This is a genomic window from Pseudomonas sp. MIS38 (assembly GCF_019891575.1).
In the GTDB taxonomy this organism is placed as follows: Bacteria; Pseudomonadota; Gammaproteobacteria; order Pseudomonadales; family Pseudomonadaceae; genus Aquipseudomonas; species Aquipseudomonas putida_A.
Genome location: NZ_JAFLXF010000013.1, coordinates 164,053 through 178,746 on the forward strand (window position 1 = coordinate 164,053; position 14,694 = coordinate 178,746).

At 62.3% G+C, this 14,694-nt stretch carries 11 protein-coding genes; 6 read left to right on the forward strand and 5 right to left on the reverse strand.

Translation table 11 applies throughout. The features are described 5' to 3' along the window. Window positions 1-836 precede the first annotated feature (836 nt). Window positions 837-2,228 carry an FAD-dependent oxidoreductase gene (locus tag J1G18_RS16655; protein ID WP_223008090.1) on the reverse strand — a complete coding sequence of 464 codons (1,392 nt, stop codon included), beginning with the start codon at window positions 2,226-2,228 and terminating at the stop codon, window positions 837-839. Window positions 2,229-2,299: 71 nt separating this feature from the next. Continuing rightward, window positions 2,300-3,625 carry an MFS transporter gene (locus J1G18_RS16660; RefSeq protein WP_223008091.1) on the reverse strand — a complete coding sequence of 442 codons (1,326 nt, stop codon included), beginning with the start codon at window positions 3,623-3,625 and terminating at the stop codon, window positions 2,300-2,302. Between the two features lie 269 nt (window positions 3,626-3,894). Here J1G18_RS16660 and J1G18_RS16665 point away from each other — a divergent pair, with 269 nt between their 5' ends. Continuing rightward, window positions 3,895-4,767, forward strand: a complete 873-nt coding sequence (locus tag J1G18_RS16665) for a LysR family transcriptional regulator (RefSeq protein WP_135295403.1) — start codon at window positions 3,895-3,897, stop codon at window positions 4,765-4,767. A gap of 122 nt (window positions 4,768-4,889) precedes the next feature. On the opposite strand, the gene J1G18_RS16670 is transcribed toward J1G18_RS16665, so the two are convergent. Beyond that, the gene (locus J1G18_RS16670) at window positions 4,890-5,750 is read right to left on the reverse strand and encodes a LysR substrate-binding domain-containing protein (protein ID WP_202369796.1); all 861 of its coding nucleotides are present in this window, start codon (window positions 5,748-5,750) and stop codon (window positions 4,890-4,892) included. Window positions 5,751-5,863: 113 nt separating this feature from the next. Here J1G18_RS16670 and J1G18_RS16675 point away from each other — a divergent pair, with 113 nt between their 5' ends. The 3 genes from J1G18_RS16675 (at window position 5,864) to J1G18_RS16685 (ending at window position 8,693) form a co-directional block, all read left to right on the forward strand. Next, window positions 5,864-6,973 carry a 2-aminoethylphosphonate--pyruvate transaminase gene (locus J1G18_RS16675; protein WP_223008092.1) on the forward strand — a complete coding sequence of 370 codons (1,110 nt, stop codon included), beginning with the start codon at window positions 5,864-5,866 and terminating at the stop codon, window positions 6,971-6,973. Between the two features lie 143 nt (window positions 6,974-7,116). Then, on the forward strand, window positions 7,117-7,944 hold the full coding sequence (phnX, locus tag J1G18_RS16680; RefSeq protein ID WP_007961173.1) for a phosphonoacetaldehyde hydrolase: 828 nt from the start codon (window positions 7,117-7,119) through the stop codon (window positions 7,942-7,944). Window positions 7,945-8,138: 194 nt separating this feature from the next. Further along, on the forward strand, window positions 8,139-8,693 hold the full coding sequence (locus tag J1G18_RS16685) for a cytochrome b (protein WP_223008093.1): 555 nt from the start codon (window positions 8,139-8,141) through the stop codon (window positions 8,691-8,693). Window positions 8,694-8,819: 126 nt separating this feature from the next. Here J1G18_RS16685 and J1G18_RS16690 read toward each other — a convergent pair whose 3' ends face one another. Continuing rightward, window positions 8,820-9,743: a 1-aminocyclopropane-1-carboxylate deaminase/D-cysteine desulfhydrase gene (locus tag J1G18_RS16690; RefSeq protein ID WP_223008094.1), complete on the reverse strand. Its 924-nt coding sequence runs from the start codon at window positions 9,741-9,743 to the stop codon at window positions 8,820-8,822. Between the two features lie 227 nt (window positions 9,744-9,970). Further along, window positions 9,971-12,010: an FAD-dependent oxidoreductase gene (locus J1G18_RS16695; RefSeq protein ID WP_098968100.1), complete on the reverse strand. Its 2,040-nt coding sequence runs from the start codon at window positions 12,008-12,010 to the stop codon at window positions 9,971-9,973. A gap of 206 nt (window positions 12,011-12,216) precedes the next feature. Here J1G18_RS16695 and J1G18_RS16700 point away from each other — a divergent pair, with 206 nt between their 5' ends. Both J1G18_RS16700 and J1G18_RS16705 read left to right on the forward strand, forming a co-directional pair. Continuing rightward, window positions 12,217-13,347 carry a carbon-nitrogen hydrolase family protein gene (locus J1G18_RS16700; RefSeq protein ID WP_223008095.1) on the forward strand — a complete coding sequence of 377 codons (1,131 nt, stop codon included), beginning with the start codon at window positions 12,217-12,219 and terminating at the stop codon, window positions 13,345-13,347. A 3-nt stretch (window positions 13,348-13,350) separates the two neighbouring features. Next, window positions 13,351-14,391 carry an AraC family transcriptional regulator gene (locus tag J1G18_RS16705; RefSeq protein WP_223008096.1) on the forward strand — a complete coding sequence of 347 codons (1,041 nt, stop codon included), beginning with the start codon at window positions 13,351-13,353 and terminating at the stop codon, window positions 14,389-14,391. Window positions 14,392-14,694 lie beyond the last annotated feature (303 nt).

The following is a 14,694-nucleotide window of genomic DNA, read 5'->3' on the forward strand; positions in this document are numbered from 1 at the left end:
GGCTCGCAGGCCGCCTTCGCGAGCAAGCCCGCTCCCACAGTGGATTGGGTGTGAGCTGTTGGAGATTGGTCGGCTGGGAGATTGCTATCGCTGGCAAGCCAGCTCTCACAGTTGGATTGGGTGCGGGCTGTTGGAGCTGGGTCGGCTGGGAGGCCGCCTTCGCGAGCAAGCTCGCTCCCACAGTGGATTGGGTGTGGGTTGTTGGAGATTGGTCGGCTGGGAGATTGCTATCGCTGGCAAGCCAGCTCTCACAGTTGGATTGGGTGTGGGCTGTTGGAGGTGGGTCGGCTCGCAGGCCGCCTTCGCGAGCAAGCCCGCTCCCACAGTGGATTGGGTGTGGGATGTTGGAGATTGGTCGGTTGGGAGGTCGCTATCGCTGGCAAGCCAGCTCTCACAGTTGGATTGGGTGCGGGCAGTTGGAGGCTGGTCGGCTCGTAGGCCGCCTTCGCTGGCAGGCCAGCTCCCACAGGGAGCTAAAGCCAAGCGCATGCTTTTCACCACTCAAATGGCCGAGTGTCAGCTCGCCGAAAGCTCTTGATCTTGCCGTGCCGGCCCCTTCGGCAGGCTGAGTGGAGGGGTTTATCCGGGGGTGGGAGCGCAGCGACCGTTTGGCGCAGCCAAACACAGCGAGAGGAGGTGCAGCGAAGCAAACCGTAGGCGCTGCCCCCCGGATGAACCCCGGAGCGAAGGAACCCGAGCCTAAGCGAGGGCCGTACGCCGGGGCCCAGCCTTTTGGTTACTTTTGGGCGTCTGCAAAAGTGACCCGCCGTAAGGGCGGAACCCTAAGCAGCCGTTACCGCAGCAACGGATATGCCCCCATAAATCAAAGCCCCCAATCACCCCTTGTCAGCCTTCCCCGCCGCCGCCGCAAACCTCGCCAACCGCACATCCAGATGCCGCGGCCGCCGCCCATGATCCTCAGCCCGCTCCTTGCGCCGAATCGCATTACGCACCATCAACGACCCCAGATACCGAATCGGCTCCGGCGGAAAATACCCCAGCGGCCCGTTCACCAACGGCGAACGGGTCCAAGGGTTATCGAGCCCCTGCACCAACGAGGCAAGAATCTGCCCGCCCATGTGACACGGCCCGACGCCACTGCCGGAATAACCAAAGCCATAAAACACATTGCCACTGGCACTCATCTGCCCGAAAAACGGCAACCCGGTGACCGATCGATCCGACGGCCCGTTCCACGTTGCGTCGATCTTTACATCGGCAAACGCCGGGAAGAAGTCGCCGAGACTGCGCTTGAGCAAATCCGCATAGGGCGATGGCTGATCGAACACCGGCAACATTCGCCCACCATACGCAAACGTGTTACCACCCTTGCCAAGCATGATCCGGCCGTCCGGCGTGTTGTGGTAGTAGTGCACGAAAATCCGCGAATCGAGCACCGTGACACCGCTGGTCAAACCGATTTCCTGCAGCAGATCCGGGCGCGGCTCGGTGATCAGCATGTCACTGGAGACAATCGCCACGCTACGTTCGAACTGTGGAAACGCCCGGGCCATCCACGCATTCATCGCCAGTACCACACGGTCGGCTATCACGCAGCCCCCAGCGGTGTGAATACGCGCCGGACGGCCCTCCTCCAGGCCGGTCATCGCCGTGTTCTCGTGGATCTTCACGCCCAGTTGCAACGCCACCCGACGCAGCCCGCGTACCAGTTTGCCCGGCTGCACACTGGCCGCCGCTGGCGAGAACCAGCCCTCCAGATGCTTGCTGGAACCCGCCATGCGCTGCACATCGACCACCGGGCGCTGCGTGAACGAGTTGATGCCGTTACGCTCCAGCGCCGCGATCACGGCGTCGGTCGAACCGACCTGCGCCTTGTTGGTGGCGGTGTACAGCGTGCCGTCGAGGCGATAATCGGCATCGACGCCGTACTGTTCGCAGAACGCGCCGATGGCGTGGATGCTGCGCTCGGATTCCTTGACCAGGCGCACCGCCTCCTCGACGCCGAACAGCCGCTCGAGGGTGAAATACTTGGCCGACCACGACAACGCACACCCACCGTTGCGCCCACTGGCACCGGCGCCGCAGATGTCGGCTTCGATCAGCAATACGTCGAGTTCAGGGTTCTGCTGCTTGAGCATGATCGCCGTCCACAACCCGGTGTAGCCGCCGCCGACGATGCACACGTCGCTGCGCACTTCGCCTTGCAGTGACGGACACGTCGCGGATGGATCGGCCTGCAAGGCCTGTTCGAGCCAAAACGGTCGCATGGGATTCTCCAGTCAGATGGCCACGACACAGCCTGCCGCGAGCGCCGCAGCAGGCCGCAGGGCAAGGGTTTTCAGTTACGCAGGGGTTTGATGGTCAGTGGGCAATTGGGAATGGCCGCGCGCGGTTCCATCACCCCGACCGGGCGGCTGTTCCAGTGCGGAATCAGCACCAGCGCCGAGAACAATGCGCAGCCGGCGAAGACGATGAACACCGTCACCGAATCGAAGTAACCCGGCAGCAATCCGCCGAGCACCGCGCCGACCGAGCCGCAACCGTTGACGAAACCGGCTGCCGTGGCACCGGCCTTGGCCTTGCCGAAGTCAATGGCGGCCGCGCCGCTGATCATCGAATCCGGCCCGTACAGGGTCAGGCCCATGACGAACAGCAGCGCCACCACCAGCATCACGCTGCCGGTGTGCAACGCGCCCATGAACAGCGCCAACGTTACGGTCAGTGCCAGCAGACTGAGGACGCAGGCCGGCATGCGCCGGGCGCCGAACAGTTTGTCCGAGGCCAGACCGATCATGATCGGCCCGAGCAACCCGGCCAGTTCGAACGAGGTGGGAATGATCGCCGCGCCGACCTTGCCGACACTTGGCATCTGCTCAAAGACGATCACCGGGCCCCACAACAGAATCGCGTAACGCGCCGGTTTCAACATGAAATACGCCAGGCCCAGCACCAGCACCGTGCGGTTGCGCAGGATTTCCTTCAACGGCTCCCAGACGCTGAGCTTGCTGCTGGCTTCGGTTTCCGCGGCACTGAGTTCCGGCTCCGGCTCCACCGCCGGCAGGCCGACGTCTTCCGGTTTGTTGCGCTGAAAAATGAAGAACAACAGCGCCACCACCGCGACCACTGCCGCGCTGGAAATGAACGCCGCGTGCCAGGTGCCCATCAGCGTATACGCCCACCAGCCGGCGAACGGCGAGGCCACCAGACCGCCAAACGCATAGCAGGAGCTCCACAATCCGAGCACCCGCCCACGCTGCTGCGCCGGGAAGAAACTGCCGAGGTTTTTGCACAATCCCGACCAGCCAGTGGACTGCGCCAGCCCCTGGATCAGCATGCAGGTGGCGAAGATCGGCAAGGTGGCAAAACTGCCCATCACCAATGCCGCGCCAGCGGAAATCAGCAGCCCGCCAAGCACCACGACCCTTGGGCCGAAACGGTCGGCAAGCATGCCCCAGGTGAATTGGCCGATGGCGTAGGCCGCCAGATAGATCGCATCGAGGTTGGCCATGGCCATCTTGTCGAGCATGAAGGTCGGGTCTTCGGCGATGCCCAGTTTGGCCACCGAAAATGCTTTGCGGGTGAAATAGAAAGCGGCGTATGCGAGCCAGGTGACAGCGAAAATCTGCATGCGCCAACGCGCAATGGTGCCGATGTGCTTGTTCATTGTGGTTCTGACCTCAGGGTGTGAGTGTGCCGGCAGAATCGTTAAGTAAACGCCTGTGTTTTTATTGTTGAGCACTGCGCCAGCGCCCCATCCCTGATGGCGATAGCGGTCAGATGAGTCCTGTTGTTGCACGCACAGGCTCATCGCCAACGCTGCTGTCCGAGCGGACAGTCAGCGCTGGCGTGAGCGGATCAAAGCAATTACTGTTTAATAAATAAAATCGATTTATCGTATTTCACACATAAGCTCAGCTTGTTACTGGAGGCTGCATGTCGGTGTCCCACGCCCAGCTCAAAGCCTTCCACGCCGTGGCCGTCCATGGAAGCTTCACCAAAGCCGCCGAACGGCTTTTTCTCACGCAACCGGCAATTTCCGACCAGGTGCGCAAACTCGAAGAGCGCTTTGGTGTGTTGCTGTTCCATCGCAACAAGCGTTCGGTGCGCCTGACCGATCTCGGTGAGCGGCTGCTGGCGATTACTCAGCGGCTGTTTGTGATCGAGGCTGAAGCCCAGGAACTGCTGCAGGAATCCCAGGCGTTGCAGACTGGCAGCCTGATTCTCGCAGTGGACGCACCGATACACGTGCTGCCGCAGATCGCGCGGTTCTGCGAGCGGTATCCGGGGATCAGCGTGAAGATCGAGACCGGTAACACCGATGAATCGCTGTTTCGCCTGTTCAACTATCAGGCCGATCTGGCGCTGCTCGGGCGCGATGTCACTGATGAACGTCTGCTGTGCGTGCCGCTACGCAACGACCCGATGGTGGCGTTCGTCTCGCGCCATCACCCGTGGGCCGAGCGCGAGTCGATCTGTCTGGCCGATCTCGATGACACGCCGCTGGTGCTGCGCGAGCACGGCTCGGTAACCCGCCAGACTCTGGAAGAAGAAATGGCCCGCGCCGGATTTCGCATTCGCCCGGCAATCCAGGTCGAGGGCCGGGAAGCCGCGCGCGAGGCGGTGGTGGTGGGGATCGGTGTGGGGGTGGTATCAGCGGCGGAGTTTGGCGCGGATTCGCGGGTGTGTGCGTTGCCGATCACCGATTGCACCCGGCGCTTGACCGAGACGCTGGTGTGCTTGCGCGAGCAGAGTTCGCGGCGGGTGGTGGCGACATTTCTCGATATGGTGCGCGAGAGCCTGGTGTAAACAGGCCTAGCCTCATCGCGAGCAGGCTCACTCCTACAGAGGATCTATGTCGGTCAAACATTGTGTGCTCCCCACAACACTTGTAGGAGTGAGCCTGCTCGCGATTGGAGCAACACGGTGTATCAGGCCGGCGCCAGACCAAAGAACGCCTGAATCAGGCGCAACTCCCGCCGCCGCTCCATGCAGCCAATCATGTGCCGATTGACCAGCCCGTCGCCGACAATCGGAATTGCCACCACCCGCGGGTCATGGCTGACCTCCACCGACGACACCACGCCCACCCCCAGCTCCGCCGCCACCGCTTCGGTCACCGCCTCACGGCTGTCCAGTTCCAGCAGAACCCGTGGATTGACCGCCGCCTGCGCACACGCCTGATCAAAGGTGCGCCGGGTGATCGAACTCGGCTCGCGCAACACCATGATCACCTGATCCAGCTCCTTGAGCTTCACTTCGCCGGCACGCTGCGCCCACGCATGCGCCGCCGGCACCAGCGCACAGATCCGCGATTCGCTCAACGCTTGCAGATGCAGGCCCTTGCGCGGTTCGACCTCGGTCAGCACCGCCACGTCCGCATGCTCGGATAACAGCGCGGCAAGGGTTTCCTGAGCATTGCCCAGGCGCAAATTCACCGTGATCCCCGGATAGCGCGCACGCAAGCTGGCAAGCATCGGCATGACCATGTGCGGACCGTCCGCCGCCACTTCCAGGCGCCCGGTGAGCAATTGGCGGTTGGCTTCGAGCAGGGTCTGGGCTTCTTCGGCCAGACCGAACATGGCGCGGGTGATCGCCGCCAGTTTGGTGCCCTCCTCGGTCAGTTCCACCCGGCGTGCGGTGCGACGCAACAAGGTGATCTGGTAGTGCTCCTCCAGCGCCTTGATGTGTCCGGTGACCGCCGGCTGACTGATGAACAGGCGCGCGGCGGCGCGGGTAAAGCTGCCTTCCCGGGCCACGGCGTCGAAGGCGCGCAGCTGGAACAGATTCATGGATAACCCTCACTGATGGCTGGCATAACAACAAACAATTTGATTGATAGACCGCCGAATTGCAACGTATGCCCCGTAGCTTCATCCCACAGCGCTATCGCGAGGACACACGAATGAGTACTGCCGCACCCATCCTGCTCACTCCCGGCCCGTTGACCACGTCGGCCCGCACCCGCCAGGCAATGATGATCGACTGGGGGTCATGGGATGACCGCTTCAATCAACTGACCGCCAGCCTCTGCGAGCAATTGCTGGCAATCCTCAACGGCGCCGCCACTCACCACTGCGTGCCATTGCAGGGCAGCGGCACCTTCGCTGTCGAAGCCGCCATCGGCACGCTGGTGCCGCGTGACGGCAAGGTGCTGGTGCTGATCAATGGTGCCTACGGCAAGCGTCTGGCGAAGATCTGCGAAGTGCTCGGCCGCTCGCTCAGCACCTTCGAAACCGCCGAAGACGAACCGACCACCGCTGCCGACGTCGATCGTCTGCTGCGTGCCGACGGCGACATCAGCCACGTCGCGCTGATTCATTGCGAAACCAGCACCGGCATCCTCAACCCGTTGCCGGAAATCGCCGAGGTCGTCGCGCAACACGGCAAGCGCCTGATCATCGATGCCATGAGCTCGTTCGGCGCGTTGCCAGTGGACGCGCAAAAAGTCCCGTTCGATGCGCTGATCGCCGCCTCGGGCAAGTGTCTGGAAGGCGTGCCGGGGATGGGTTTTGTCTTCGCTCGCAAGGAATCACTGGCAGCAGCGGCCGGCAACTCGCATTCGCTGGCGATGGACCTGTATGACCAGCACACGTATATGCAGAAGACCGGCCAGTGGCGCTTCACCCCGCCGACCCACGTGGTCGCGGCGCTGCACGAAGCGTTGCTGCAATACAACGAAGAAGGTGGCCTGCCCGCTCGCCATGCGCGCTACGCCGCCAACTGTCAGGCGTTGATGGAAGAGATGGGCAAGCTCGGGCTGCGCAGCTTCCTGCCGGCAGCGATCCAGGCCCCGATCATCGCCACCTTCCATGCCCCGCAAGACCCGCGTTACCAGTTCAAGGACTTCTACGAACGGGTCAAGGCCAAGGGTTACATCCTCTACCCCGGCAAACTGACCCAGGTCGAAACCTTCCGCGTCGGCTGCATCGGCCACGTCAACCCGGACGAAATGCGCCAGGCCGTGGCAGCAGTGGGTGAAGTGCTGCGCGAGATGGAAGTCCTCGATATCTGAAACACCACTAATCCCCTGTGGGAGCGGGCTTGCTCGCGAAGGCGGAGTGTCAGCCGCCATCAATGTTGAATGTGCCGCCGCATTCGCGAGCAAGCCCGCTCCCACAGTTTTGAACCGTATTGCCAACTCAGGAATTGATTGCCATGAACTACACCAACCCAAGCAAGCTGCAAGCCGCGATCCTCGACTGGGCCGGCACCGTGGTCGATTTCGGCTCGTTCGCACCGACGCAGATCTTCGTCGAAGCCTTCGCCGAGTTCGACGTTCAGGTGTCCATCGAAGAAGCCCGTGGCCCGATGGGCATGGGCAAGTGGGACCACATCCGCACGCTGTGCGATCAGCCGCAGGTCGCCGAGCGTTATCGCAAAGCTTTCGGCCGCACCCCGACCGACGATGACGTGACCGCGATCTACAACCGCTTCATGCCGCTGCAGATCGAGAAGATCGCCGAGCACTCGGCGCTGATTCCCGGCGCGCTGGAAACCATTGCCAACCTGCGTCAGCAAGGGATCAAGATCGGTTCCTGCTCCGGCTACCCGAAACAGGTGATGGACAAGGTCGTGGCCCTCGCTGCCACTAACGGCTACGTCGCCGACCACGTGGTCGCCACCGACGAAGTGCCGAACGGTCGCCCATGGCCGGCCCAGGCCCTGGCCAACGTGATTGCGTTGGGCATCGATGATGTTGCGGCCTGCGTGAAGATCGACGACACCGTGCCGGGCATCCTCGAAGGCCGTCGCGCCGGGATGTGGACCGTGGCGCTGATCTGCTCGGGCAACGCGCTGGGCCTGGATTACGCCGGCTACCGAGCACTGGGCAGCGACGAACTGGCCAGCGAACGCAAACGCATCCACGCGCTGTTCGCCGATTCGCGCCCGCACTACATGATCGACACCATCAGCGACCTGCCGGAAGTGATTGCCGACATCAACAAGCGTCTGGCCAACGGTGAGATGCCGCAATCGAGCTGATTGCGCCTTTTCGTCAAAACAATAGAAAACGCCAGGGTCTTCGCGACACTGGCGTTTTTTTTTGGCTAAAGCCCTGACTCAGCGCAGTGAAACTCCGATCAGCCTCAGGCAAATCCGCCAAAGCGGATTACAGTTAAAGCATGCCGTCGCACAAGAACGGCACGTGGCGACCCTGATCTGTGAGGAAACACCGTATGCCGTGGACAAGTTCCGAATCCCGCTACAGCACCGTGTCCGTGCTGTTGCACTGGCTGATGCTGGTCCTGTTGGTGCTGGTATACGCCAGCATGGAGCTACGCGGGATCTTTCCCAAAGGCAGTGGCGGTCGCACGCTGATCCGCGAAGTGCACTACATGCTCGGCCTGACCGTGTTCGTGCTGGTGTGGTTTCGCCTCGTAGCGCGCAGCATCGGCCCGGCACCGAAAATCTTCCCGGCCTCGCCACAATGGCAGACTTTGCTGGCGCGGGTGATGCACTGGTTGTTGTACCTGTTCATGATCAGCATGCCGATTCTTGGCTGGCTGATCACTAGCGCCGAGGGGCATCAGGTGATGTTCTACGGTTTCGATCTGCCGCTGCTGGTTCATGAAGACAAGGCATTCGCCAAGCAGGTGGAGCACTGGCACGTGTTGATCGGCAACATCGGCTACTGGCTGATCGGCCTGCATGCGCTGGCGGGGCTGTATCACCATTATGTGGTCGGCGATAACACGTTGGTGCGGATGATGCCCAAGCGCGCGGAACGCTGAGGCCCAGTTTTGTCCATGCCTTGTGGTGAGGGGATTCATCCCCGATGGGGCGCGTAGCGGCCCTGAAAGAAAGGGCTGCTGCGCCGCCCATCGGGGATGAATCCCCTCGCTACAAAACCATTCACGCTAAATCCTGGTGAATCCGCGGCGCCCCTGCAAGCCACCGGTATGCACGAAGATCAGCCGCGTGCCGTGCTCGAACCTGCCCGCTTCAACCTGCTGCTTCAGCGCCAATAACGCCTTGCCGGTGTACAGCGGCTCCAGCGGAACGCCGCTACTGCGCTCAGTGCTCTCGATGAACTCAAGCAACACCGGATCGACCTTGGCGAACCCACCGCGGCTCGCGTCGAACAACGCGTAGTCCACCGCAACCCGCCCCACCTCCTGAACAATCGCCTCAACCTGCGGTGCCACGCCATGATCCTCGGGCACCGCCAGAGCGCCGTACACCGGATGTGCACCCGCCTCGGCGAGCACCAGCCCCGCCAGGGTCGTCCCGGTGCCGCAGGCCAGCCACCAGCCGTGGAAATCGCTCCAGCCCAGATTGTTCAGTTGCGTGATCACCTGTTCCTTGAGCGCTTTGCAGCCCAAGGCACCGGCCAATCCGCCGCCACCCTCTGGCACTGCGTGCAGATTCGGGAACTGCGCCTGCCAAGGCTCCCAGAATCCGGGCTCATGCCGCGCCCGATAGCCACCGTAACCGAGCCAGTGCAGTTGCATGCCGAACGCCTGCAGGTCCTCAACCGTGGGCGTCTGCTGTGGATGGCCACGCAACAGCCCAACGGTTTCGAAACCCAGACGCTTACCAGCCGCCGCCAGCGCATGCAGATGATTGGAATGCGCACCACCCAGGCTGATGATGCCCTGCGCCCCGGCGCGGTCGGCAGCTTTGAGGTGTTCGGTGAGTTTGAACCATTTGTTGCCGCTGATCAGCGGGTCGATCTGGTCGAGGCGCAGGATGGCGACCTCGATTCCGGCGTTGGTGAGCCAGTCGAGTTGAAGCAATTCGAGGGGGGCTTGGGGTAGCCAGTTGGCGGGAGGAAGAAGCATGGGCGACTGATCATTCGAGGCAGAGCCGGCATTCTAGTCGCTCACAGGACGCCATCGCGAGCAGGCTCACTCCTACAGGATCCGCGGCATGCATATATTCTGCGAACACCACAAATCTACTGTGGGAGCGGGCTTGCTCGCGAATGCGGTCTGTCAGTCAGTGCATAGGTCAACTGACACGACGCCTTCGCGAGCAAGCCCGCTCCCACATTGGAGATTTGTGGGGCTTAGAGCTCAGCGGCGAGGCGCGAACCCTGGTTGATCGCGCGCTTGGCATCCAGCTCCGCCGCCACATCGGCGCCGCCGATCAGGTGCACGTTCTGCCCCGCCGCGACCAGACCTTCCTGCAGATCGCGCAGTGGATCCTGGCCGGCGCAGATCACGATGTTGTCCACCGCCAGCACTTGCGGCTCGCCGGTTTCGCCGATGCGGATGTGCAGGCCTTCGTCGTCGATTTTCAGGTATTCGACGCTGTTGAGCATCTGTACCTGCTTGTTCTTCAGACCGGTGCGGTGAATCCAGCCAGTGGTCTTGCCCAGACCATCACCGACCTTGGTTTTCTTGCGCTGCAACAGGAACACTTCGCGAGCCGGCGCGTGCGGCGCTGCTTTGATCCCGGCCACGCCACCACGGGCTTCCAGATGGGTGTCGATGCCCCACTCTTTCCAGAACGCGGTGCGATCCAGACTGGTGGCCACGCCTTCGTGCACAAGGAATTCCGAGACATCGAAACCGATGCCGCCCGCGCCGATCACCGCGACACGCTTGCCCACCGGTTTGCGCTCGAGGATCACGTCCAGGTAGCTCAGCACCTTGGCATTCTCCACGCCCGGAATCGCCGGCACACGCGGCGCGATGCCGGTGGCGAGGATGATTTCGTCGTAACCGCCCTCGACCAGCTTCGCCACGTCGACACGGGTGTTCAGGCACACCTCGACATTCGTGGTCTGCAGCTTGCGCTTGAAGTAGCGCAGGGTTTCGAAGAATTCTTCCTTGCCCGGCACACGCTTGGCGATGTTGAACTGGCCGCCGATTTCGCTGGCGGAATCGAACAAGGTCACCTGATGCCCGCGCTCGGCGGCCACGGTCGCGGCGGACAGACCGGCAGGGCCGGCACCGACCACGGCGATCTTCTTGATCTGTTGCACCGGCAAATAGTTGAGCTCGGTTTCATGGCAGGCACGCGGGTTGACCAGGCAACTGGTGAGTTTGCCGCCGAAGGTGTGATCGAGGCACGCCTGGTTGCAGCCGATGCAGGTGTTGATTTCGTCGGCGCGGCCTTCTGCGGCTTTGTTGACGAAGTCCGGATCGGCGAGGAACGGCCGTGCCATCGAGACCATGTCGGCATCGCCTTCGGCGAGAATCTGCTCGGCGATTTCCGGGGTGTTGATGCGGTTGGTGGTGATCAGCGGAATGTTCACCGAACCACGCAATTTGGCGGTGACCTTGCTGAACGCCGCGCGCGGCACCTTGGTGGCGATGGTCGGGATCCGCGCTTCGTGCCAGCCGATGCCAGTGTTGATGATGGTCGCGCCGGCCTGCTCGATGGCTTTGGCCAGGGTCACGATCTCTTCCCAGCTGCTGCCGCCCTCGACCAGATCAAGCATCGACAAACGGAAAATGATGATGAAGTTCGGGCCGACTGCTTCGCGCACGCGGCGGACGATTTCCACCGGCAGGCGCATGCGGTTTTCGTAACTGCCGCCCCAGCGGTCGGTGCGGTGGTTGGTGTGCGCGGCGAGGAACTGGTTAATGAAATAACCTTCCGAGCCCATGATTTCCACACCGTCATACTCGGCGCTCTGCGCCAGTACCGAACAGGTGACGAAATCGCTGATCTGTTTCTCGATGCCCTCCTCGTCCAGCTCTTTGGGCTTGAACGGGTTGATCGGCGCCTGAATCGCACTCGGCGCGACCTGTTTCGGGCTGTAGGCATAACGCCCGGCGTGGAGGATCTGCATGCAGATCTTGCCGCCCGCCTCGTGCACTGCGCGAGTGACGATGCGGTGCTTGAGCGCTTCTTCCTCGGTGGTCAGTTTGGCTGCGCCGGAGTACACGCCGCCCTCGTCGTTCGGGCCGATACCGCCAGTGACCATCAGGCCGACACCGCCACGGGCACGCTCGGCGAAGTACGCGGCCATGCGTTCGAAGCCACCCGGTTTCTCTTCAAGGCCGGTGTGCATCGAGCCCATCAGGGTGCGGTTGCGCAGCGTGGTGAATCCCAGGTCCAGCGGGGCCAACAGGTGCGGGTAATGAGCGGCGGTCATCGGTAACTCCACAACGTGCGATCACGGAAATTGCGGGAGCTCTGCGTCCCCCGTCAGTCATGTTCGACAGACTAAGAGTCGCACCGCTGTCACTCAATGACCGAAACTGACAACTTATTGATCCAAATGCGCAGCGCCCCTTGGCAAGCGCAGGTATGCGCCCTACCCTAGTCGCCACACCCTGTACCCGGCTGTTGTTGGTTTTCATGCGCAAACTTCTGTATCTGTTTTTCTCCATGGCCATCGTTGCCGCCCTGACCACCTACGCCATGTGGGCGGCGGACCGGCCGGCGGGGCATTACCTGTCGGACCTGCGCATCAAACTGGCGGTCGATCAGGGCACGCCCGCCGACCGCGGTAATCTGCTGGGCATCCAGCCGGAACTGTTTCCCACCGACTACCAAAGCCCGGAGCGCCTGCACCGCAAACTCGCAGCTTATCTGCAGCAGGCACAGGATCAGGGGCTGCTCAACGAAAAAACCGTGGTGGTACTGCCCGAGCATGTCGGCACCTGGCTGATGATCAGCGGCGAGAAAGACGAGCTGTATCAGGCGCCGACCCTCGTCGAAGCGATGAACTGGCTGGCGGCGAGCAATCCGTTGCTGTTCGTCCGCGCCTGGCTCACTGCCAAGGGCGAAAATCGCCTCGACGACGCCCATCTGCGGATGAAGTCCAAAGCCATGGCCAAGGATTACCAGACGTTATTCGGTGGTCTGGCCAAGGAATTCCACGTCACACTGGTGGCCGGTTCCATCGTCCTGCCCGAACCGAGCATCCGCGACGGCCAGCTCAAGCCCGGCAGCGGCGCGCTGTTCAACAGCAGCGTGGTGTTCGGCCGTGATGGTGTGCCGTTGGGCCAGCCCCAGCGGCAGATGCACCCGATCTTCGAACAGCGCGACGTGATCAATAGCGAAGACGAGCATGCAATCAACGTGATCGAGACCCCGGCCGGGCGTCTGGGTGTGCTGATCGGCAGCGACAGCTGGTACCCCGACAACTATCGCCGACTCGACGAGCAAGGCGCGCAACTGGTGGCGGTGCCGGCCTTCGTCGTCGGCCACGGTGCGTGGGATCAGCCGTGGGCCGGCTACAAGGGTTCGAGCACACCGGGTTCGGTCAGCCTCAAGCCCGGGGAAATCAGTGAGGGGCAGGCCTGGCATCGCCTGACGCTGACCGCGCAGCCGCCGAGCAGTCGCGCGATTGCTGGCATGAGTGTGTTCCTGCGCGGCCAGTTCTGGGACAAGCCCGGTTCGGGGCAAAGCTTCCTCAGCAGCAACGGCCAGCAATTCGCCGATGGCGAAGCCCGTGGCGCGCGTCTGCTGAACATCTGGTTGTAAGCCATGAAGCCGCTGCCGATGCGTCTGGGGGATCTGTCGGTAGGTTTCGTGCACAGCCTCGCTGATGCCGTGCGCAGCCAAGGTGCCGATCCGCAACCGCTGCTCGAACAATATGGGCTGGATGCTGCGCGACTGGCCGAGGCCGGCGCGCGGTTGTCGATTCCGCGCTACATGCGTCTGGGGCACAGCGCGATTCAGTTGACCGGCGATCCGGCACTGGGCTTGCGCATGGGCCAGCTCAGCCGCTTGAGTCAGGCCGGACTCGCCGGGGTCACTGCCGCGCAGGCGCCGACCGTGCGCGAGGCCGCCCGTTGTCTGATCCGCTTCGAGCCGCTGTACGGCTCCAACTATCGCGGGCAGTCGAGTTTTCACGAAGACGCTCATGGCGCGTGGCTGCGCTTCTATTCGATCAGCCCGTACAACGCCTATAACCGTTTTGTAGTGGATTCGATCATCGCCGGCTGGTTGCATCAACTGTCCAGCGTCGGTCGCGAGCCACTGCGCGCCGAGCGCATCGAGATCGAATTTGACGCGCCGGACTACCGCGACGCCTACAACGCGCTGGGCGACTGCCCGATCCAGTTCGGCGCCGAACGCAATCAATTGCGCCTGAACCTGAACAGCCTCGCACAGCGTAATCCCGAGCACTGCCCGAGTACCTGGCGGCATCTGCTGCAATTGTGTGAACGGGAACTGGAGCAACTGACCCGCACCCGCAGCCTGCGCGAACGCATCACTCAGCTGTTGGGGCCGTTGCTCAATGGTGGCCGGGAACCCGACCTGGAAGAAGTGGCGACGCGCCTGAAACTGCCGACTTGGACCTTGCGCCGCAAACTGGCCGAGGAAGGCACGCAGTTTCGCGCAATCCTCAATGACACCCGCCGTGATCTGGCGATGACCTACATCCGCGACACCGAACTGGCGTTCGGCGAGATCGCCTACCTGCTGGGCTTTGCTTCAGCCGAGGCGTTTCAACGTGCCTTCAAGCGCTGGAGCGGCCAGACCCCCGGCGAGTTTCGCCGCAGTCACCGTAAAACCGCCTGACACCTTACAACTCGGTGGCGTCTTCGGCCGGCTCTGGCTGATCCAGTTCATACGCCTGGTATTCGAGCAGTTCTTCTTGATAGTCATCCATCGTGTAATCCCCCTGCTGCCCGCTTGAAAAATAGCCCGGTCATATGACCAGTGCCTCGAGCCTATCGTGCCCGCATGAAGGAAAAGTGACATCCAGCCTTCATGAATAAAACGTAGCAGTTGGTCAGGAATTTATCGCGGGATTTTTGTCAGGGGAATGTAACGAGATTTCACGCATCGCAGAAACAACTGTGGGAGCAGACTTGCTCCCAC

Excerpts from the sequence above, each read along its gene's own strand:
- J1G18_RS16655 (WP_223008090.1), bottom strand. The coding sequence starts at position 2,228 with ATGCGACCGTTTTGGCTCGAACAGGCCTTGCAGGCCGATCCATCCGCG.
- J1G18_RS16660 (WP_223008091.1), bottom strand. The coding sequence starts at position 3,625 with ATGAACAAGCACATCGGCACCATTGCGCGTTGGCGCATGCAGATTTTC.
- J1G18_RS16665 (WP_135295403.1), top strand. The coding sequence starts at position 3,895 with ATGTCGGTGTCCCACGCCCAGCTCAAAGCCTTCCACGCCGTGGCCGTC.
- J1G18_RS16670 (WP_202369796.1), bottom strand. The coding sequence starts at position 5,750 with ATGAATCTGTTCCAGCTGCGCGCCTTCGACGCCGTGGCCCGGGAAGGC.
- J1G18_RS16675 (WP_223008092.1), top strand. The coding sequence starts at position 5,864 with ATGAGTACTGCCGCACCCATCCTGCTCACTCCCGGCCCGTTGACCACG.
- phnX (WP_007961173.1), top strand. The coding sequence starts at position 7,117 with ATGAACTACACCAACCCAAGCAAGCTGCAAGCCGCGATCCTCGACTGG.
- J1G18_RS16685 (WP_223008093.1), top strand. The coding sequence starts at position 8,139 with ATGCCGTGGACAAGTTCCGAATCCCGCTACAGCACCGTGTCCGTGCTG.
- J1G18_RS16690 (WP_223008094.1), bottom strand. The coding sequence starts at position 9,743 with ATGCTTCTTCCTCCCGCCAACTGGCTACCCCAAGCCCCCCTCGAATTG.
- J1G18_RS16695 (WP_098968100.1), bottom strand. The coding sequence starts at position 12,010 with ATGACCGCCGCTCATTACCCGCACCTGTTGGCCCCGCTGGACCTGGGA.
- J1G18_RS16700 (WP_223008095.1), top strand. The coding sequence starts at position 12,217 with ATGCGCAAACTTCTGTATCTGTTTTTCTCCATGGCCATCGTTGCCGCC.
- J1G18_RS16705 (WP_223008096.1), top strand. The coding sequence starts at position 13,351 with ATGAAGCCGCTGCCGATGCGTCTGGGGGATCTGTCGGTAGGTTTCGTG.